Annotated in this window: 16 protein-coding genes, 1 tRNA gene and 1 CRISPR repeat array; of the genes, 7 read left to right on the top strand and 10 right to left on the bottom strand. The window is 38.1% G+C overall.

The genetic code is table 11. The annotated features are described in order from the left end of the window. A complete protein-coding gene (gene cas6f, locus C3F34_RS00320; RefSeq protein WP_104440799.1) occupies positions 1-594 on the top strand; it encodes a type I-F CRISPR-associated endoribonuclease Cas6/Csy4 in 594 nt (197 codons plus the stop codon). Positions 595-725: 131 nt separating this feature from the next. Next, positions 726-2246: a CRISPR direct-repeat array (repeat unit 28 nt; unit sequence GTTCACTGCCATGCAGGCAGCTTAGAAA). 29 nt (positions 2247-2275) lie between these two features. Here the strand turns inward: cas6f and C3F34_RS00315 are convergent. The 4 genes from C3F34_RS00315 to C3F34_RS00300 form a co-directional block, all read right to left on the bottom strand. Beyond that, positions 2276-3366 (bottom strand): IS4 family transposase gene (locus C3F34_RS00315; RefSeq protein WP_104442269.1). Its coding sequence is split into 2 segments (ribosomal slippage): positions 2276-2826 and positions 2826-3366, totalling 1092 coding nucleotides; the frame shifts between segments, so codons are not numbered across the junction. Positions 3367-3497: 131 nt separating this feature from the next. Then, entirely contained in the window at positions 3498-4916 is a 1419-nt protein-coding gene (locus C3F34_RS00310) for an NAD(P)/FAD-dependent oxidoreductase (RefSeq protein WP_171284943.1), read from the bottom strand. Between the two features lie 33 nt (positions 4917-4949). Then, a complete protein-coding gene (locus tag C3F34_RS00305) occupies positions 4950-6275 on the bottom strand; it encodes an APC family permease (protein ID WP_016167538.1) in 1326 nt (441 codons plus the stop codon). A 208-nt stretch (positions 6276-6483) separates the two neighbouring features. Further along, positions 6484-7980 carry an APC family permease gene (locus tag C3F34_RS00300; RefSeq protein ID WP_104440798.1) on the bottom strand — a complete coding sequence of 499 codons (1497 nt, stop codon included), beginning with the start codon at positions 7978-7980 and terminating at the stop codon, positions 6484-6486. A 676-nt stretch (positions 7981-8656) separates the two neighbouring features. Between C3F34_RS00300 and C3F34_RS00295 the strand changes: the two genes are divergently transcribed. The 3 genes from C3F34_RS00295 to C3F34_RS00285 all read left to right on the top strand — a co-directional run bounded on the left by C3F34_RS00295 (position 8657) and on the right by C3F34_RS00285 (position 11434). Then, complete coding sequence (locus C3F34_RS00295) at positions 8657-10093, top strand: gamma-aminobutyraldehyde dehydrogenase (RefSeq protein WP_026440972.1); 1437 nt, start codon at positions 8657-8659, stop codon at positions 10091-10093. 62 nt (positions 10094-10155) lie between these two features. Beyond that, on the top strand, positions 10156-10632 hold the full coding sequence (locus C3F34_RS00290; RefSeq protein ID WP_044739491.1) for an ester cyclase: 477 nt from the start codon (positions 10156-10158) through the stop codon (positions 10630-10632). A gap of 346 nt (positions 10633-10978) precedes the next feature. After that, the gene (locus C3F34_RS00285) at positions 10979-11434 is read left to right on the top strand and encodes a DUF2147 domain-containing protein (protein WP_016167542.1); all 456 of its coding nucleotides are present in this window, start codon (positions 10979-10981) and stop codon (positions 11432-11434) included. Positions 11435-11673: 239 nt separating this feature from the next. On the opposite strand, the gene C3F34_RS00280 is transcribed toward C3F34_RS00285, so the two are convergent. Continuing rightward, positions 11674-12900: a site-specific integrase gene (locus C3F34_RS00280; RefSeq protein WP_104440797.1), complete on the bottom strand. Its 1227-nt coding sequence runs from the start codon at positions 12898-12900 to the stop codon at positions 11674-11676. Between the two features lie 160 nt (positions 12901-13060). Here C3F34_RS00280 and C3F34_RS00275 point away from each other — a divergent pair. Then, a tRNA-Ile gene (locus C3F34_RS00275) sits at positions 13061-13137 on the top strand. A 383-nt stretch (positions 13138-13520) separates the two neighbouring features. Here C3F34_RS00275 and C3F34_RS00270 read toward each other — a convergent pair. Beyond that, positions 13521-13811: a hypothetical protein gene (locus C3F34_RS00270; protein ID WP_044739493.1), complete on the bottom strand. Its 291-nt coding sequence runs from the start codon at positions 13809-13811 to the stop codon at positions 13521-13523. A 296-nt stretch (positions 13812-14107) separates the two neighbouring features. Here C3F34_RS00270 and C3F34_RS00265 point away from each other — a divergent pair, with 296 nt between their 5' ends. Further along, positions 14108-14305 carry a hypothetical protein gene (locus C3F34_RS00265; RefSeq protein ID WP_016167557.1) on the top strand — a complete coding sequence of 66 codons (198 nt, stop codon included), beginning with the start codon at positions 14108-14110 and terminating at the stop codon, positions 14303-14305. Between the two features lie 102 nt (positions 14306-14407). Here the strand turns inward: C3F34_RS00265 and C3F34_RS00260 are convergent, their stop codons facing one another. The 3 genes from C3F34_RS00260 to mqo all read right to left on the bottom strand — a co-directional run bounded on the left by C3F34_RS00260 (position 14408) and on the right by mqo (position 17940). Next, positions 14408-14893 (bottom strand): hypothetical protein, encoded by a 486-nt coding sequence (locus tag C3F34_RS00260; RefSeq protein WP_104440795.1) that lies wholly within the window; start codon positions 14891-14893, stop codon positions 14408-14410. A 65-nt stretch (positions 14894-14958) separates the two neighbouring features. Further along, positions 14959-16233 (bottom strand): MFS transporter, encoded by a 1275-nt coding sequence (locus C3F34_RS00255; protein ID WP_104440794.1) that lies wholly within the window; start codon positions 16231-16233, stop codon positions 14959-14961. 72 nt (positions 16234-16305) lie between these two features. Next, the gene (gene mqo, locus C3F34_RS00250; RefSeq protein ID WP_044739496.1) at positions 16306-17940 is read right to left on the bottom strand and encodes a malate dehydrogenase (quinone); all 1635 of its coding nucleotides are present in this window, start codon (positions 17938-17940) and stop codon (positions 16306-16308) included. Between the two features lie 12 nt (positions 17941-17952). Here mqo and C3F34_RS00245 point away from each other — a divergent pair, with 12 nt between their 5' ends. Continuing rightward, positions 17953-18213, top strand: a complete 261-nt coding sequence (locus C3F34_RS00245) for a hypothetical protein (protein WP_026440967.1) — start codon at positions 17953-17955, stop codon at positions 18211-18213. A gap of 264 nt (positions 18214-18477) precedes the next feature. On the opposite strand, the gene betA is transcribed toward C3F34_RS00245, so the two are convergent. Next, positions 18478-20151: a choline dehydrogenase gene (gene betA / locus C3F34_RS00240; protein ID WP_044739497.1), complete on the bottom strand. Its 1674-nt coding sequence runs from the start codon at positions 20149-20151 to the stop codon at positions 18478-18480. Positions 20152-20180: the final 29 nt, after the last annotated feature.

The following is a 20180-nucleotide window of genomic DNA, read 5'->3' as shown; positions in this document are numbered from 1 at the left end:
ATGAAATATTACCAAGAAATCACGCTGATTGATCAAGCCGAGATTTCCTTGTATTTCATTTGGTCAAAGCTCTATACGCAGTTGCATATTGCTTTGGCTGAAATAAAAGATACAAATAATAAGGTGGATCTTGGTGTGTCTTTTCCTCAATATCTATTTGAGAAAAATGATAAAAATTCAAAAGTAAATTTAGGTAAAAAGCTTCGACTTTTTGCTCAAAATGAAGCTGATTTGAAAAAACTTGATCTTAAAAAATGGTTAGATCGATTAACTGATTATGTTCACATCACTTCTATTCGAGAAGTCCCAGAGAATATAAAAGGTTATGCTATTTATAAACGTAAACAGGTAAAAACCAATGCTGAACGTTTGGCTCGACATCGTGTAAAACGTGGTGATATTGGTTTTGATGAAGCATTGGCTCGTTATAGTAATGTTGTAACAACAACGGATCTGCCTTTTATTCAAATGAAAAGTTTAACGTCTGATCAAGTATTTAAACTTTTCATAGAAAAGAAAAATGCTGAACAATCTGAAAGTCAGGTTTTTAGTACCTATGGTTTAAGTTCGGAATCCAGTGTTCCTGAATTTTGACCCAATATTTTTTCATTCTTTAACAGCTTAATAAAATCAATAGGTTATAAACGTGAGTTAAAACTTGGGTCTTTTATGGATTTTTAGGTTTAACTCACTGTTATAACTTTATTTTTTGCTATAAAATTACTGTTCACTGCCATGCAGGCAGCTTAGAAATTCAAGCGCAAGTAGTTCTTCCTTGGTTTTACGTTCACTGCCATGCAGGCAGCTTAGAAAACAAGGACTACAAGGTATCAAGGGTGATACTGGTTCACTGCCATGCAGGCAGCTTAGAAACTGACCAATTGGCATCGTTCGGAGACAACACTGGTTCACTGCCATGCAGGCAGCTTAGAAACTCAAGTGCTAGAAGTTCGTCAACGCGACTTGGTTCACTGCCATGCAGGCAGCTTAGAAAAAATGATGGGCATTGAGCAAGATAAGCTCAGTGTTCACTGCCATGCAGGCAGCTTAGAAACAATTTCAAAGAAGGGGATACGCCAATTGTAGAGTTCACTGCCATGCAGGCAGCTTAGAAAACTGTAAAACAGGGTCGCCATTGTGATGTAAAGTTCACTGCCATGCAGGCAGCTTAGAAACCAGGCACTACCAAAGTTTATCCATTGATGATGTTCACTGCCATGCAGGCAGCTTAGAAAAAGAAGTTTCCAAACAAAATTTGGTTTGGTCGGTTCACTGCCATGCAGGCAGCTTAGAAATGTTCTATTTCGCTCTGTTTTCGCTTATAAGGGTTCACTGCCATGCAGGCAGCTTAGAAAATCAAAGGACAAAAGCCTTTCGGTAATACGAAGTTCACTGCCATGCAGGCAGCTTAGAAATAGTGAACCGTTGTCATATAAGGTTTTAAGTGGTTCACTGCCATGCAGGCAGCTTAGAAATAAGCAGAAAATGGCCCTTAAAAAAGCGGCAAGTTCACTGCCATGCAGGCAGCTTAGAAAATGAGTTTAGGCAGTTACCCTGCAATTGGTCTGTTCACTGCCATGCAGGCAGCTTAGAAAAAACCCAGCATTTGTGAGCTTTGACGCGACATGTTCACTGCCAAGTAGGCAGCTTAGTAATTCGAGCACTGGCATATCGCCATCATCACTGCCATATAGGTAGCTTAGAAAAAAAGTCCGTTATATGTGTTAAACCCTAGTGAGTTAACTGCCAAGTAGGCAGCTTAGAAACCTTCAATCTTTGTTTTAGGTGCCAATTCAAAGTTAACTGCCATGTAGGCAGCTTAGAAAGTACAAGAATTGTGTAATGAAGTCGTCTAAGTGTTAACTGCCATGTAGACAGCTTAGAAATAGATCAAGGGAAATACAAATTCATCTATGGTGTTCACTGCCATGCAGGCAGCTTAGAAACGTAACTGAGCTTGCACTTGACTTAACTTCAAGTTCACTGCCATGTAGGCAGCTTAGAAAACAATGGGTACGGTGACTTGGGTTTTACCTGCGTTCACTGCCATGCAGGCAGCTTAGAAATTTTTAATCTTTAAACGGGTTCCGTTGGGTATGCTCACTGCCATGCAGGCAGCTTAGAAATAACTCAATCGTGCGTGTTGGTTCACGTGGTAGTTCATTGCCATGCAGGCAGCTTAGAAAATAAAAAACCGTCCTCAAGTTGGACGGTTTCGGTTCACTGCCATGTAGGCAGCTTAGAAAATAATAATGATCTCTGTACACGACAAATTTCATAGGGCCCTTGTCCTATCAGGCTTTTTCTTTCTTAAAATTGCTAGCACTTTCTTAAATTCTTCTTTTTTTCCAAAACCAATCAAACGTAGAATAGCCATCTGAACATAGTCCAAACCGTAGCGAAATAAACTTACTGAAAGTCGTCCATGCTTCTTTAGTTTTATCGCTTTTTTTCGATCATGTTGCCATTCACCTGTTAAATAGCACCAACAGAAACCGATCGCTAGCACTGCTATCAATTTCTTGACTCGTCTAGGGTCTGTTAAACGAGTATTTTCAAGATTGAATCCACGTCCTTTGAGACAACTAAATAAGGTTTCGATTTCCCAGCGTAATGCATAATCACCAATAGCAGAAGCATTAAACATAGGAGAAACAACAAGTAAAAGTTCTCCATCTTCTAATCGTAGCGCACTAATATACAGTTTCACTCGACCAACCCAAATACGTCGTTTACGACATTCTGTTTGACCAACTTGAAGATGACGAAATAAATCACTAATTTTATGATTCTTGGCTAAGTGATTGGTCACAATAAAGTTTTTTTAACACGTATACAGAAGTTAATGTCATTTTCAATTAACCATGTAAACCATTTCTCACCGATAAATTCTCTGTCTGCGAACACATTCACAATACGATCTTTACCAAAAATGGAGATAAAGCGTTGAATCAAAGCAATACGCTCTTTTGTATCTGAATTTCCACGTTTATTGAGCAATGTCCAAACAATAGGTATCGCTATTCCACGATAGACGATGGCTAACATCAAGATATTGATATCTCGTTTTCCCCATTTCCAGTTGGTTCTATCCAAAGTTAATTGGACTTTATCGAATGAAAATATATTGAAAATTAACTGAGAAATTTGACGATAATCGAAATACTGATCTGCAAAGAAGCGTTGTATACGTCGATAAAATGATTGTGGTAAGCACGTGATGGGTAAGGCTTTAGATGCAGAAGAAAGATTACATGTCTGTTTTACAATTAATGCCAGCATAATCAGTGTAAAACATTTTACACGTGACTTGTTCCACTTTAGATATTTGTTTAAGATGAGATGTAACTCATTGAAATGTGTCATCATATTCGTCGTCAGAAAACAAGTATTATGCCATTATTTCAATGAGTTGTCTTTTTTTGTCGTGTACAAAGAATAATGATATAAATAAAAAGGCTGCACATAGGCAGCCTTTGAACTGATCTCAAAGTGAATTAGAAAGACACCATTTTCCCTGGATTAATCATGGCTCCAATGCCATACATACTTTTGGCAATTGGAATCACAATCGGTGCTAAGGTACGACCCATCGGAATATTGATGTGCTGAATTTTGGTCAGCATTTCAAAGTCATCCGATTGACCACAGAAATCGTCGGCAATGGCTTTACCAATACGTACTGTTTGCGCCACTCCATGACCACTCCAACCGTGAACTGCATAAATTGGAAATTTATTGCCAGACTTACGGCTATCGGTTGCACCATTCACGGTTAAGTCCGTTTTTCCACTCCAAACAAAGTCAATCTCAACCTGCTTTAATTGAGGGAATACATGTTTAATACGTCCCAATAAATAGTCATGAGTTTGCTGTGCATCCCAACAAGAACCTGTGCCTTCACCCCCAAATAATAAACGGTTTTGAGATACACCACGGTAATAATCGATCTGGAACTGCGTGTCATAAACAGGCATATCAGTTGGTAACAATTCTTTTAAATCAAGTTCCAACGGTGCTGTGGTACATACGTAGGTATAAAAAGGAATAGTGGTTTGTTTACGTTCTTCCAATAGTGTAAACGACGCATGATGCACCGCCATCACCACACTTTTACGTGCTTTAATCACGCCATTCGCTGTCGTAACATAAATACCATCTGCACGTTCTTGAATAGACTGCACTTCAGTTTGCTCATAAATTTTGCCACCATTTTGACAAAAACCATAAGCCAAACCACGGGTCAATGCTAGGGGGTGAATATGACCACCGAGATGATCCAACAAGCCACCAAAATAATTTTCAGAACGAATATGCGTATGCAATTCATCCTGACTAAGCATGGACGTATTTTTTTCTTCTAAATATTCACGTGCTTGCATACCTTCACGTAAAGCATCTAAATGTCCTGAATGAACCGCAGCCGTGATATGACCGCGTTTGCGTTGCAAACTCAGGTCATATTTTTCACTAATGTTGTCAATTAATGACATCGCTTCTGTAGAGGTAAAGTGCCACAATTTTTTTGCATCTGCAAAACTGAAGTGCTCTGCCATGGTCTCGGCCTCCCAGCGTGCCAAGCCAGGAGTGAGTTGTCCACCATTACGCCCAGAAGCGGCACTACCAATGCGGTTTTTTTCAACCAGTACCGTATCTACACCTTGTTCTGCCAAATGCAGTGCGGTCGAGGTTCCTAATAGTCCACCTCCTATCACAAGCACATCACACTCGATATTTGCATTCAGTACATTAAAAGTATGCCAATCTTGCAATGAACTTTCATAGTAGTTGGCAGGATGTTCGAACTGACCGCGTGAAGCTGCAATCCAGTTCCATTCTTTACCAGTTTGTTGATATTGGCTGGCTTTAAATGTGACATCGTTGAGTAAAATGGGTTTAGTCACTTCGATAGACATATGGAACTCTCTTTTTAAATTTGGTAAATAAGCTTAAGCATTGCTCAGGACGATACTTTGTTTGCGAACTTTCTTATACACAAACAACACGATACCCACAGTTAGCCAGCCGAGACCAAAATGTAGTGCACTGGACTCAAGATTGAGCCACATTGCAACGAGGGATAGTACTGATAACGCGGGTAAAAAAAGATTTAAGAAGAATGATTTAAAGCCTGAACGTTGTTTTTCATGTATATAAAACTTCATAAATACAGAGAAGTTCACAGCCGTAAATGCAATTAAGGCACCAAAACTGATTAAATTCAGAACAGTAGATAAATCTAAAAACATCGCTGTCATAGAAACCATACCGATCGTGAGCACAGAATATAAAGGAGTACCTAATTTATGGTTCACAGAACCAAAAATGCCTTTATGGAAAATACCATCGCGACCCATGATATGAATTAAGCGTGCTGCACTAGCATGAGAAGCTAATCCAGAGGCAACAGTATTCATGATTTGTCCAACCAAAAATAATGCTTGGAATAAGGCACCGCCTACATATAAAGCAATTTCTGGTAAAGCTGCTTCTGGGTCTTTAAAACGGGCGTTATCAGGGAAGTAAAGCTGAATAAACCATGATGCCGAAATGAAGATAAATCCGCCCAATAATGTGGTCAACATGACAGCGCGAGGAATGGTTTTTTTGGGATCTTTAGTTTCGTGAGATAACGTTGTTACAGCATCAAAACCTAAAAATGAGAAACACAGAATAGATGCGCCCGTAATTAATGGCACAATACTGGTATCACCATTAAATAATGGTTTTAAAGTTAGTACATGCTCATATCCATTAGAACCAATGCCACTAATCACCAGATATATAAAAACGACAAGTAAGATTAATGGTACGAATACAAAGAGGAGGGAAAGGTTTGCAAGGATATGAATTCTAAAACAATTTACTAAAGTGACCAATCCTGCCGCAACAAATACCCATGCCGCATAAGGTATTGCTGGCATTAAGGCATGTAGATAAATTCCAGCCAATAAGGCATTAATTAAAGGCAGCAGAATGTAGTCTAATAATGAACACCATCCAACAAAGAAACCTGCTGAATTTCCACAACTTTCAGCGGTGTAGGTATAGGCAGAACCAGGGCGCTCAGTTTGCTGGCTTAATCGGGCATAACTGAATGCTGTGAGTAACATAGCGAAGAGGGCAAACAAGTAGGCGAGAGGAACTCGACCATTGGTAATGTCCGACACAATCCCAAAAGTGTCAAAAACAGTCATTGGGGTCATATAAGCAATACCCACAATAATGACTTGAGCTAATGTGAGTTTGCGAATGTTAATACTGCGATTGTCCATGTATTAAAACCTGTAAATCGTTTTAAATCATTTGGAAAAGTCATCCATGACTTAAAAAGCTGTAAATAAGGTATAAATGTCTATAGAGCGCAGTATTCAAAGAACTCATTTCTTTAGCTACCACGCTCTGAACATGTGTTTTCAACACGCTATAAAGACAAGTTTTACGGTTGAATGATGGATTTACCTTGCTTCTTATGAAGAAGAATTAAGTTGCATTACGTTTTTGGCGTAGTTTAGCCGCATGTGCAATTGCATCATTTTCAGGTGCTTGTGATTTGCCATAAGGTTTTGCAATAAACATGTAGAGCAAACCACTGACAATTACGAAACCTAAACCAATCAGTACAATCCAACGGTCAAAGAAAGAAGGGACATCGGCAGGTTGAGCAAGTAGATAAATTGCAACTACACCATATGCCAGAGCAAGAGCATTGATTGGCAAGCCCCAAGCACCGACACTCCACTCGCCCGCAGGTTTCCAACCTTTTAAGCGGTTTTTCAGCGCAGCAAATACAACCATTTGGAAAGAAACATAAATACCGATGACAGCAAAGGCAGTGATTCGTGCCAAGTTATCGGGTGAGAAATAAACCACAACACAGAAAATTAAAGGCAATAAGCAGCTTAAAATCATTGCATTATCAGGTACATTTTGCTTCGATAATTTTGCAATCCATTTATTGCCAGGCAGCATTTGGTCACGTGCGAAAGAGAATAGAAGGCGGCTAAGTGCAGCTTGCAAAGACAAGATACAAGAGAGCATTGCGATGATGGCAATTACAATAAACAGATTCGCGCCATGCGTACCTAATGCATCACGTAAAATAAATGGAATAGGATCAGTCACTTGACCATTTACAATCGCTTGTAAGTTTGGTGATGCAAGTAAATAGCCTAATACCGAAACCATTGCAGAGATACAACCGAAAACAATACTTAAAATCATTGCCACAGGAATTTGGCGGCTTGGATTTTTGACTTCTTCAGCGACGTTACCGCAGGCTTCAAAACCAAAGAACATGAATAAGCCAAGTAGTGAAGCAGAGAAGAATGCTGTGGTGTATGAACCATCTTGTGCAAGAACGCCCATGGTGTCAAATACAATAGAAAACGGTTGAGCACGATGGAAAATCAATAAGTAGATCCCCAACGCGATTACACTCACTATTTCACACCAGAAGCCAATTCGAGCAACACGTGCAAGGTTTTTGGTGCCAGACATATTTACAACCATACATAAGATTAACAATACGATGGTCGTGAGTAAGCAATTCATTGCTGTTGGTTCATATTGGAATAATGAGGCAACAAATCCTGCACTATATTCAGCAATAGAAGTCACGGTAACGACTAATGCCCAAAGGTAAACCCATGCAGCCATCCATGCATATTTTCTCCCCCATAGGCGTCTAGCCCAAGGATAAAGTCCACCTGTAATAGGGTATTGTGAAGCTGTTTCACCAAATACGATTGCAACTAATAATTGACCAAAAGCAGCAATCATAATCCACCAAATTGATGGAGGGCCAGCAAGTGTAATCGCGAGGGCAAAGAGTGAGTAAACAGCAGTTAAAGGCGATAAATAGGTAAAACCAAGTGAGAAATTAGAGATCAATCCAATTGATCGTTCGAATTGTGAATTTTGGACAGACGAAGAACTCGTTTCTTGTCCTACATTTTCACCTATAGGAAGGTCATTCATGCAATTTCCTTATTTAGCAATAAAGTTCAATACCTAAGTATTAAAATTTTCCCAATCCTGTTTTGGGAGCGTGGAATATTTTGGGTATAAAAGGTTTTCAATTTGAATCTAGAAAATTTAATCCTTTGATGAAGATCAATAAAATTTCCTGATTTTAAATGAAATCCATTTTCTATGATTTGAGGTCTAATATCATTTATTCCCTGATATTAAAGATTCAAATCACTATACATTTACGTAGTCTAATTTGTCTTTTTTTATAATTACAAACGAGAGCCAATTTATTAATTGGAGCAGGAGCCAATTTTTTTTAAAATAATTTTTTTGCCGTATTATTATGTTATTTTTTATATAATGTCTGTTGATTGGTTTATTTTATTTTTTTAATTAAACTTAAATAAATCAATATATTGAAGTAAATTTACATTATGTAAAAATGTAAAGTTAAAATAAAAATGTAAAGTTAAAATGAAAAAATGTAAGTATATTAATTATAATTTTAGGATGGGTTTGTCTTGGTTTGTGTTTAAAATATTCTTGACAAAAAAAATCATAAATAATAAATAAGCATTTGTGGTGAATAGATAGATATTTTATTTAAATTGCTGAATAAGGAAATTGCATGACAGACCTACATATTGGTGAAAATTTAGGACAGGCGAATGGATTTGTTCAAATGCACGTTAAACAATTAAAGCATTTTATTAACGGTGAATTTGTTCAAACAACAGGGGTTGAATTCTTTGATTTAATTAGCCCTGTGAACGGTCAGATTTATGCACAATCGCCAAATGCGACACAGCAAGATGTAGATTATGCCTACGATTGCGCAAAAGCTGCATTTAAAGTTTGGAGACGTTCAACACCTTCAATGCGTCAAAAGGCATTATTGGACTTTGCGGATGCATTAGAAAAAAATGCAGAACAACTGGTAGAGACGCAAAGTATAGAAACAGGTCAGCTTAAACACATGATCGCCGCAGAAGAAATAAAAACATCTGTTGATCATATCCGTTTTTTTGCGGGTGCGGCTCGTTGCTTAGAAGGGAAGGCAACTGCTGAGTATTTAGATGGTTTTACTTCAAGTATCCGTCGTGAACCTATTGGTGTGGTAGGCCAAGTTGCACCATGGAACTACCCATTATTAATGGCAGTTTGGAAAATTGCGCCTGCTTTAGCTGCTGGTAATACCGTTGTATTAAAGCCAAGTGACACCACCCCAAATAGTACTTTACAACTTGCTGAAATTGCAGCTCCGTTTTTCCCTAAAGGTGCCATTAACGTCATTTTAGGTTTGGCAGATGCAGGTTCAAAAGTTGTTTCACATCCAGTACCTGCAATGGTTTCAATTACAGGTTCAGTGCGTGCAGGACTTCAAGTTGCTGCCTCTGCTGCAAGTAATTTAGCAAAAGCGCATTTGGAACTTGGTGGCAAAGCACCTGTACTGGTATTTGAAGATGCTGACTTAGAAAAAGCAACAGATGCAATCAGCGTAGCGGGTTTCTTTAATGCAGGACAAGACTGTACCGCAGCAGCACGAGTTTTAGTCCAAGAAAGTATTTTTGATGAATTTGTGGAAAAAATGGTTGCTAAAACCAAGCAAATTCATTGCGGTTTGCCAGATGACGAAACAGCTTTATTTGGCGCACTTAATAACCAACGCCAGCTTGTACATGTAAAAGGCTTTTTAGATCGTTTACCAGCGCATGCCAAAATTGTCACAGGTGGTAAACAAGTGACTCAGTACTCTGGTTTCTATTTCGAGCCGACCATCATTTGTGGTTTAGAACAGCACGATGAAGCCATTCAAAATGAAATTTTTGGACCAATTGTGACGATTCAAACCTTCAAAGATGAAGCAGACGCATTAGACAAAGCCAATGATGTTGAGTTTGGTCTTGCTTCAAGTGTTTGGACCAATGATCACAGCCGTAGTATGCGTTTTAGCCGCGATTTAGATTTTGGTACGGTTTGGGTCAATGCCCATATTCCGCTTACTGCTGAAATGCCACATGGCGGTTTTAAAAAGTCAGGTTATGGCAAAGATTTATCAAGCTACGGCTTTGAAGAATATACCCGTATTAAACATGTGATGAGTGCTTACGAAGATTAATTTTCCGCATGATGCACCTGCAATCATCATTTATTAACATATTTTTTCAGAAGGGAATATACATGAAAAATATTTTACAAGCGCTTATTTTAGTTCCTGCGATGGCTGGTGTCACAGTTGTTCATGCAGCTGTACCACCTAAGCAAATCGTTACATCATATATGCAAGCTTGGAATCAACATGATGCCAACAAAGCAGCCTCTTATTTTGCTAAAGATGGTGTATTTTATGATGCTACGGTAGGCACACCACAAAAAGGGCAAGTGGCAGCACGAGATAATGTCATCAGTGTATTTATTAATGCTGTGCCTAATTTGAAATGGGAAATGACGAGTGCTCCAATTGTGAGTAAAGATGGTATTTCTTTCCAATGGCGCTTTACAGGGAATAACACTGGTGCATGGAGCAAAGATACGCCAGCAACAAATAAGCCAATTAACTTTGAGGGTGTAAGTTTTGTTCGTGTTAAAAACGACAAAATTGTTTATCAAGGTGACTACTACGATGCTGCTACTTTGAATAAACAGCTAGGTTGGTAATTCGTTAGACATAACCCAGACTCTACCGCATATCATTTATGCTCTTATGAATGAGTGAAGTTGAGTTTGGGTTATGTACTTTTCATGGTTATGGAATTTCATCTTTCGGACATGACACGCAATTTTTGAGTGAGAACAGGGAGTAAAAAACTAATACAGCATTTGCAAGCACTAATTAATTTAGAGCAATTCCTATACGCTATGACAAGCTCAAGCAGATCTATAAAAATTCAAAAAAACGAAGCTGTATACGATTTCAGCAAACTATGCATATGATTTAAAATAATAATTCTATCGAGGATGTGCTTTGCTATAATCCCGAGGCTTTTTAATATATGACAATTTTATGAAATTTAGAATTTTATTTGCTTCGACTTTATTGTTAGGTTCAACTCAATTTTTAGCAGCAATGCCTGTTGATCAACTATTAGGCTCATGGAAGGTAATTGACGATAAATCAGGAAATTACATTACAGAAATTGCAATTCGTAAGAATTCTAAAACTCAACAATATAGTGCAGCCATCACTAAGTCGTATGCATTACCTGGTACGGCAGCCACTGATGTTTGTACGAAGTGTACAGGAGCCTTAAAAAATAAATATTTGTTTGGTTTGGAAATCCTCACTAATATGCAGGCAACGTCAAAAAATAAATTTAATAATGGGGTATGGGTTAACCCACAAAATGGTCTTGTTTATATTATTAATGCGGACCTAAGTAATACTGGTGAACAAATGAAGGTTTTCGGCAAGTCAAAGTCTGATAACACTACGACAATGATGACTTGGAAGAAATTATAAAGCAGTCTCCGAATCTCGCTATAGGAAGTCACTTTTTCATTCGTAAAAAACCATCATTTGATGGTTTTTTACATGAATAGAAGGGCGAAAATCATCAACCGATTGTTTGCTGTCTATTCTGAGGATGTCTCCGAGTTAGAATTATTCGTAACATAGAAACATAATTTCTATATTTTCCATATCAACAGTAACTCGCTTACTATCATTTGGTGCGAAGAAAAGGTAGCTGTATCCTTCGTTCAACTTTTTTTGTAATCACCTAAAATAATATCTTCAATAGTATTCATTGCTTCTCTTAATTTTCTGTCGCTGACTTGAACAAAGTCTCTTGTTCTATCTCGATCATCATTAATGTGATTCAGGAGGCGATCAATTGTGTACTGATCATAGCCCAGGTTTTCTGCAATAGCGCCAAAGGTTCTACGCAAATCATGGAAGCTGAACTCAATGCCACAGGATTTATTAATTTTCTGGCGTACTTTGGAAATATTTACAATATGACCAGAGGTAGATTTGGCAGAAGGGAATACCCATTCATTTGTGGCTTGATCATAACGTTTTGTCATGAGGGTAAATAGAAAGTCACCCATAGGTAAAGTGTATGGTTCACGATATTTTGCATCTATTAAGGTGATTCGACCATACTTTAAGTCGATACTGGACCAAGTTAAAGATTCACATTCTTCACGTCTGAATCCTGTAAGAACTAAGGTAAGTAAAAAATCCCGATTGGTTTCTAGCTGTTGACCACGGTCTTTATATTCAAATACTGCTTTAATCCATTCAGGGAGTTGATCTTGATGAATATAGGTTTTACGGCTGCGAATTTTATTCCAAGCCTTTTTAGCATTCAGTGTATTTATCGGATTATCTTGATCCAAAATAGATTGGTCATTTTCATCTCGATAATGCTCAACTGAGTAATTATAGATAGCTCGGAAAACACGCATCGCCATATTTGCTTGAGCCAAACTTCGTTGTGACAATTCAGAATGTTTTGCTTGAATCATAGATCTGGAGATTTTATCCAGTGTTATGTCATTCCAATCCTTTAGATAGTTATCAACAACCATAGTGTAGTCTTTAATTGTTCTAGGCTTAAGGGTTTTATATAAAAGGTAATGCTCAAATGCTTGTTTTAATGTTGGTTTAATTTTGAGTAAATCTAATTTTAATTTTTCTTCAGCAATAATTTTTCTTTTAACTTCATTTGGATTGATGCCCTGAGCCATCAGCGCAAGTTTATCTCTGGCTATATGACGCGCTTGGGCTAGGGTTAAATTTCCATGTAGACCAATTGTTGAGCGTACAGTCCTACCAAGGACTTTTTTCTCAACAATATAGGTTTTATAGGTATTATTTACCCGAATAGCAAAGCCAATGAGGTCACTGTCTCTGTAGATAGCAGGCATCAGTTCGAGTTGATCAATAAATGTCTTTGTTAGCTTTACTCTTTGAGATGACATCGCTAGAATCGCAATCAATTGCAATATTTAGCAATATAGCACAATATTTTCTAGCGTCTACTATGCGTCTACAAGCAAAAAATACTTGCTCAATAGGGAAATGTTAGATAGTATTGCAGCACAGCCAAACTATTGAATATAATGGTTTTGCAACAATATAGGGCCTATAGCTCAGTCGGTTAGAGCAGCGGACTCATAATCCGTTGGTCCCCAGTTCGAGTCTGGGTGGGCCCACCAAATTCAACCTCGTAACTCATTGAGTTACGAGGTTTTTTAATGACTATTATTTTAGACCAACAGATTTTTCAGTCTATTTTAAGGTCCATCCATTTGAGAGTCCTTAAGTTTGTGTAAGTGTTTGGCTTTTTTACATTTGATGTTTTGCACTTTTTCTAAAATGAAACAAATGTAGATAGAAGATAGACTATTTGTTTTATTCTTCTAGATTTCACATTGTTAATGTAGCTCACCATTGACTATTAAGACTTTATTAAGATGAGGCCGATTAAAAGTTTTAAATAATTTAGTAGTTCAAGACGCAGCACATAAAAAAAGAAACCCCCAAAGGAGAGTTTCCTTTTTATTTTCTTATTGTAGGGTTAAATGCTAAAAATATTGCATCATAAGAGCCAATTCTCTTTAGAACCATTATCTACGTATTCCCAAAATTGATGCACTCCATTATCGTGAAATTTTAAGGTAAAGGGTTTATCAGTTATCAGTTCAGTTACACAATTTTGATATGAAACAACAACTTTCGCAAAAATTTCATGATCATTATTTTGATAAAAGTTTATTGTTGGGCTTTGGTTTTCTAGGAAATAACAATTCTCTGGCAAAAATACCATTTGCTTTGCTGTATCAATCGCTTCATGACGATCTTTGTCAGAAAAGAATACATCGAAATTCATGAGCTTTGAACCTCTTTTTCTTATCCCTTTCTTCATTGTAGAAGTAAATCTATAAAATGCAAAACAAATCACATTAAATTAATATAATGATACATAAAGCAATTTAATTTATTTATATGTAAAATTAATCATATTTATGGGGTTGTGGTTTTACAAAATTTTTATCAATGAATTTCATCTATTTAATGAGTTTTTATTTATAAAACAGTGATGTATTTATCATAAAATTATCATATGTTGATAAAAATCAACATATACGCTAGAATTTAAGCTAATTTAGGCAGTTCGAGGTTGTTATGATCTTTTTTGACGGAGAACAAGTTTTCCCAGATCGAGCAAATAACTTTAAAACTTTCTTAAAAAAATATCTTAGTGAACAAGATGGCGAATACTTATTAGAAGAAAAATCTTTTGTTTATGATGCTGAAAATGATGAATTTCTAGAATCAGAGATTCAGGCATTTTATTCACTCTGGTCTGCAATTTTAGACTAGTAAAAACCGCCTTAAAGGCGGTTTTTTTGTATGCAATAACACGATGAATCAGAAGTAGGCCGGTAAAATTTTAACAAGGGGAGTTTTTTGTTCGAGTTGTTGTTATAACGCGCCAAATTGCTGCCAAGTCTCCCCGTTATGTAAAGAGTCATAATAATTTTGCAGTTCAACTAAATCATAATATTGACTATAAGCCACGAGCAGTAAGCTGATGACCAGTCCGATTTTAAGACAGGCAAGTCTGTTAGGCTTTCTATATAAATTATCTAGTCCAAAGGCAGTTAAAATTAAAGCAGGAACCAACACAATGGCTTTTAAATGGTTTAGAAAGTCCAGTCCATGTGTATATAGTAGCCCAATAATAAGCAGTACAACTCCTAAACTGGCGTAAATACGGCTGTCCAGAGAAGTGCGTAATGCAAAAATACATTGAAGGGTTAAAATAAAACTGGCAAATAAATAAAAAGTAGTTCCACCAATAATGACCGTATAAATTGCATTGAGTACGCAATACGCCAATATAAGAAAGATGATTAAAAAGTACATGAGCGTATAAAGTCGATGGGTTAATTCGGTTGTTTTTGCCATAAAAATCAATCCTTATCCAAACTCATTACGCTTAAAATAAGCATAGGCATATTCTCTGTAAGCTTCTATTTTTCTGTTGTAAGTATTGTATATTTCTCATGATTTAATGATGTTTTTAGTAAATTTCGGGTAAGAAAGTAACTGATGAAACAGAGGCTTAAACAAAGACTCGCACCAATCAATAAAGCAGGTGTGATGGATAAATATCGGGTTATAATACTGCTTTGTAACCCTCCTAATTGATTTCCAGAAGTCACCAATATGCCATTCAGAGCAGCGACACGTCCTAAAAGTTGTTTCGGTGGAAGCTGTTGTAATAAGTGTTGACGTATAACCATACCAATACAGTCGAAAGCACCGATGAATATTAACAAGATGAACGAAAGCCAAAGTGATTTTGAGAGTGCAAACACAAGCGTCAAAGTTGCTATGCCTGTAGTGATGAGCAACATATTCCGTAAAGCATTTCGCGCAGGAGAAAAATGCAGCAGAATGAATATCATAATACAACTGCCTAGGGCAGGTGCCGCTCTTAATAAGCTTAAACTCTCAGCACCAAGCTGTAGGACGTCTTGAGTAATAATCGGCAGTAATATTACAACGCTGCAAAATAATGCCGCAATGAGGTCAAGTAATAGGCTCCAAAACAACACGCGTTGTTGCAGCATAAAGTACAACGCTTCTTTTAAACTACGATGAAGTTTGGTTTCTAATGTGGCTGGGAAAGTACGTTTTGAAAGGTGTAAAAGGCTTACACTTCCTAAACAGCAAAAGATGAATACCACCATAAGTGTGAACTTGAGTCCAAACTGACTCAGTAAAAGTCCCGCACATAGTGGTGCTGTGATTGCTCCGAACTGCCATATACCGCTTGTCCAAGTAGCAGCATTTGCTTGTGCATGAGTTGGAATTAAAAAAGGGCGTAATGAATTGAATGTAGGGCTGTAAATTCCACGTATGACGCCTAAGCAAAAAATTAGAAAATAGATACTTATTAATAATAAATTCTGCGTAATTTGTTGTTCTTCATAGCTTTTAAAAAGAATTATAAAGAGTAATGGAATGCTACAACTCCAACAGAAACTGCATTGTAAAATTTTCTGACGATTATAGTGATCTGCCCAATGACCGCTCATAAAAGAAAAACCAATAAATGGAATTAACTCTGCAACAGCAATTAAACCTAAACTTAAAGGGTCTTGGGTAATCTGATAAAGCGCGTAACTAATGGCAATTTCTTGCATAACAAGAGCAAGCACCAGACAGAGTTGATTGATACTGAGTAAGGAAAAATCGCGCGAATGAAATGCAGCAAATACATCGGAGCGTAAAAGAAACATAATTAAAAGCAGTAACGACGGGAAAGGTCAAAAGGATGAACCGAAGTCCATCCTTTTGTATTTTAGAAAGGCTTATTGTGCTTTCGCTACAGCAGCGGTTTCGTCATTCGCAGCTTTTGCCATAGGTGTGTATTTCAAACCTAGGGTCGTGCTTGTGTACTGGCGAACTTGGTCAAGAAGGACAGGATTTGTGCTTAACTCCTGTTGGTACGATTTTACAATTTCATGTAATTTCGGGTTCCATTGGCCTTGTACTTGTTGCGGGAATGCTTTTTCAAGCAAGCTCAACATAATATAAGGTGAAGTTGAAGCACCTGGTGAAGCACCTAACAAGGCGGTTACAGCACCATCTTTAGAGGCGAAAATTTCTGTACCAAACTGAAGTTGGGCTGGTTTACCATCTTCTTTCTTAATGATTTGAACACGTTGACCACCTTGATTCAAATGCCAGTCTTCTGGTTTTGCATCAGGATAGTATTTTTTCAACTCATTAAAACGATCTTCATCAGACATCATGACTTGGCTCACTAAATATTTCACCAAATCAAGGTTTTCTATGCCTACAGCAGTCATTGGCAGCACATTGTTCTTTGTGGTCGATTTTAATAAATCTAGCTGAGAACCTTGCTTTAAGAATTTATTTGAATAGGTCGCAAATGGTCCGAAGAGCACATATTTTTTACCATCAATATAACGGGTATCAATATGTGGAACAGACATTGGCGGAGCGCCTAATTCGGCACGACCATAGACTTTTGCGGTATGGCCAGCAGTGACTTTGGGATTGTCTGTCATTAAGAACACACCACCTACAGGGAAGCCAGCATATTGTTTTGCTTCAGGCAGACCTGTCATTTGCAAGAGTTTAACTGCTGCACCACCTGCACCAATAAACACAAAACGAGTTTTGACATGGTTGGTTGCACCTGTTTTCAAATTTTTGAATGATACAGTCCAAGTTTTGTCATCATTTTGGCTAATGCCAGTTACTTCAGTTGAGGTTTGCAGTTGGAAGTTAGACTGCTTTTTAAGGTGATCGACCAATTGTGTGGTGATTGAACCATAGTTCACATCAGAACCCACATCCATACGTGTTGCAGCTACTTTTTGTGTTGCATCACGGCCATTCATCACCAAAGGTGCCCATTGTTTAATTTCGGCAGGATTTTCAGAGAACTTCATGCCGTAGAACATTGGGTTTTTAACCATAGCTGCATAACGTTTTTCTAGGAAATTCACGTTGTCACCCCATACAAATGCAATATGAGGAACAGGGTTAATAAAGCTATTTGGTTTGCCTAAAACACCTTGTTTGACTTGGTATGACCAGAATTGTTTTGCAACTTCAAACTGTTCAGCAACTTTTACAGCTTTAGTAATGTCCATTTTGCCATCTTTTTCAGAGGTATAGTTCATTTCCATAAAGCCAGAGTGACCTGTGCCAGCATTGTTAAAGCCATTTGAGCTTTCTTGGGCAACTTGATCCAGTCGTTCGTACATACGAATTTGCCAGTTTGGCTCAAGCTCAGTCAAATAAGTACCTAGGGTAGCGCTCATAATTCCGCCACCAACCAAGACAGCATCAACGACAGGTTCATTATTTGAGGTTTGAATTTTTTTAGACACAGTTGGTCGGAATAAAAAAATCAATACTGCAAGCAAAAGCAGTACGACAAATACCGCGAGGTATTTTAAAAAAGTTTTCATGCGATTTTGACCTTGGGAGCAGGTTTTTGCATCGCTTTAGAGCGAATAGAGGGTAATAGCAAAAATAAAAAAGAGGTTGACGGAAATGGTGGCAAACTAAAAGTTCAGAAGAGAGGGAGTGAAATACATGAATCCTTAAGACTAAGAAAAAATGTACCTTTTAGTTTAACCACACATTTCCAATCGGTTGCCATTTTAGACGAAATAAGTATTGACTCAGTAATTTTTATTATAAATGTAGATATAATATCTATAAATTTGAGTGATGGTTAATTTATTTTTTATGAATTTCAGTGATTTAAGGTGAGTTTATTTCTTCTATAAATCAATAAACTAGAGTTTTTCTCTAATATAACCCTGTTTTTTACTGTCATTACAGCATAGTACTTCCGCAAAGATAATGCGGAAGTACTGAGCCATTAAAAGAATGAAAATATATTCAAAATATATCTAGTTATGATACCTAATAAATATAAAGGAGTCATAAGACCACCAGAGTGGCTCTTAATAATGTGGTCTTACGATATATCCAATCAACTAGACTATGTTAGTTTCAAGCGCTTGATAATAGGGTGCAGTGGATCGTGCTAAAGGCTGCTGACCACGGATTTGATCGGCAATTTTTTCGGCCATCATAATGGTGGTTGCATTTAAGTTGCCCGTGATAATCAGTGGCATAATCGACGCATCAATCACACGTAAATTTTGCATACCATGCACGCGGCCTTGTCCATCGACTACAGCCATTTCATCTTCACCCATTTTACAGCTACAAGAAGGATGGTATGCCGTTTCTGCATGATTACGCACAAACTCATCCAACTCAGCATCGGTTTGTACATCTTTTCCAGGGCTAATTTCTTCACCACGGTAAGGGTCTAATGCAGGCTGCTGCATGATGTGACGAGTAATTCGAATGGCATCCCGAAACTCTTGCCAGTCTTGTTCGGTTGACATGTAATTAAACAAGATACTTGGATGGTCGAAAGGATTCTTAGAGGTTACTTGTACACGGCCTCGTGAAGGCGAACGCATTGAGCCTACATGCGCTTGGAAACCATGTTCTTTGACTGCATTGCTGCCATTATAGTTAATCGCCACAGGTAAGAAATGGTATTGAATATTCGGCCAAGCAAAGTCTTTAGATGATCGAATAAAGCCGCCTGCTTCAAACTGATTGCTTGCCCCGATTCCTGTCCCATTAAATAGCCACCCCGCGCCAATGGCAGGTTGGTTGTACCATTTTAAAGCGGGATAAAGAGAAACAGGTTGCTTGCACTTGTACTGTAAATACATTTCTAAATGATCTTGCAGGTTTTCACCCACGCCTGGTAAGTCATGCACGACTGGAATATCCAGTGATTGAAGCAAAGAGCTTGCACCGACTCCTGAACGTTGCAAAATCTGCGGTGATGCAATTGCTCCTGCACAAAGCAGGACTTCTTTATTGGCATAGACTTGGTGCAGATTGTTTAAATTTGCCCCTTGAATATACTCAACCCCAATGGCTTGCTTGCCATTAAACAAAATTCGATTGGTCATGGCATGAGTGATGATGCTTAGGTTTGCTCGATCTTTTGCCATGTCTAAATAGCCTCGTGCGGTGCTTGAGCGACGACCTTTCGGGGTTACGGTTCGATCCATTGGGCCGAAACCTTCTTGTTGATAACCATTTAGGTCTTCCGTTCGTGGATATCCTGCTTGTACACCCGCTTCAATCATGGCTTGGAATAAAACATTGTTATCTGCTTTAGGTGTAGCAACAGAAACAGGCCCAGTATCACCATGATAGTCATTGCCACCGATGTCACGTGTTTCCGCTTTTTTGTAGTAAGGCAGACAGTCGGCGTAGCTCCAATTTTCAAGGCCTTTCAAGCTAGCCCATTGTTCTAAGTCCATGGCATTACCACGGATATAGCACATGCCATTAATTAGGGATGAACCACCTAAGCCTTTGCCACGACCACATTCCATGCGGCGGTTATTCATATGAGGTTCTGGGTCGGTTAAATACGCCCAGTTATAACGACGCCCTTGTAAGGGATAGGCCAATGCAGCAGGCATCTGGGTGCGGAAGTCGAGGCGATAATCAGGACCACCTGCTTCGAGTAAGAGTACGGAAACATCGGGGTCTTCGGTTAAACGAGCAGCCAGTACGTTACCCGCAGAACCTGCGCCAATAATAATATAATCGTAGTGTTGAGAATGCATAATGATCCTTTTCTATGGCAGTGCCACGT

Source organism: Acinetobacter sp. ACNIH2, from assembly GCF_002934965.1.
GTDB classification, from domain to species: Bacteria; Pseudomonadota; Gammaproteobacteria; order Pseudomonadales; family Moraxellaceae; genus Acinetobacter; species Acinetobacter tandoii.
Note: the sequence above shows the minus strand (reverse complement) of the source record. Positions and strands in the feature narration are given on the sequence as shown.

What these genes read in the sequence shown, in the direction of transcription:
- cas6f (WP_104440799.1), top strand. Translation starts at nt 1, where the DNA reads ATGAAATATTACCAAGAAATCACGCTGATTGATCAAGCCGAGATTTCC.
- C3F34_RS00310 (WP_171284943.1), bottom strand. Translation starts at nt 4,916, where the DNA reads ATGTCTATCGAAGTGACTAAACCCATTTTACTCAACGATGTCACATTT.
- C3F34_RS00305 (WP_016167538.1), bottom strand. Translation starts at nt 6,275, where the DNA reads ATGGACAATCGCAGTATTAACATTCGCAAACTCACATTAGCTCAAGTC.
- C3F34_RS00300 (WP_104440798.1), bottom strand. Translation starts at nt 7,980, where the DNA reads ATGAATGACCTTCCTATAGGTGAAAATGTAGGACAAGAAACGAGTTCT.
- C3F34_RS00295 (WP_026440972.1), top strand. Translation starts at nt 8,657, where the DNA reads ATGCACGTTAAACAATTAAAGCATTTTATTAACGGTGAATTTGTTCAA.
- C3F34_RS00290 (WP_044739491.1), top strand. Translation starts at nt 10,156, where the DNA reads ATGAAAAATATTTTACAAGCGCTTATTTTAGTTCCTGCGATGGCTGGT.
- C3F34_RS00285 (WP_016167542.1), top strand. Translation starts at nt 10,979, where the DNA reads ATGAAATTTAGAATTTTATTTGCTTCGACTTTATTGTTAGGTTCAACT.
- C3F34_RS00280 (WP_104440797.1), bottom strand. Translation starts at nt 12,900, where the DNA reads ATGTCATCTCAAAGAGTAAAGCTAACAAAGACATTTATTGATCAACTC.
- C3F34_RS00270 (WP_044739493.1), bottom strand. Translation starts at nt 13,811, where the DNA reads ATGAATTTCGATGTATTCTTTTCTGACAAAGATCGTCATGAAGCGATT.
- C3F34_RS00265 (WP_016167557.1), top strand. Translation starts at nt 14,108, where the DNA reads ATGATCTTTTTTGACGGAGAACAAGTTTTCCCAGATCGAGCAAATAAC.
- C3F34_RS00260 (WP_104440795.1), bottom strand. Translation starts at nt 14,893, where the DNA reads ATGGCAAAAACAACCGAATTAACCCATCGACTTTATACGCTCATGTAC.
- C3F34_RS00255 (WP_104440794.1), bottom strand. Translation starts at nt 16,233, where the DNA reads ATGTTTCTTTTACGCTCCGATGTATTTGCTGCATTTCATTCGCGCGAT.
- mqo (WP_044739496.1), bottom strand. Translation starts at nt 17,940, where the DNA reads ATGAAAACTTTTTTAAAATACCTCGCGGTATTTGTCGTACTGCTTTTG.
- betA (WP_044739497.1), bottom strand. Translation starts at nt 20,151, where the DNA reads ATGCATTCTCAACACTACGATTATATTATTATTGGCGCAGGTTCTGCG.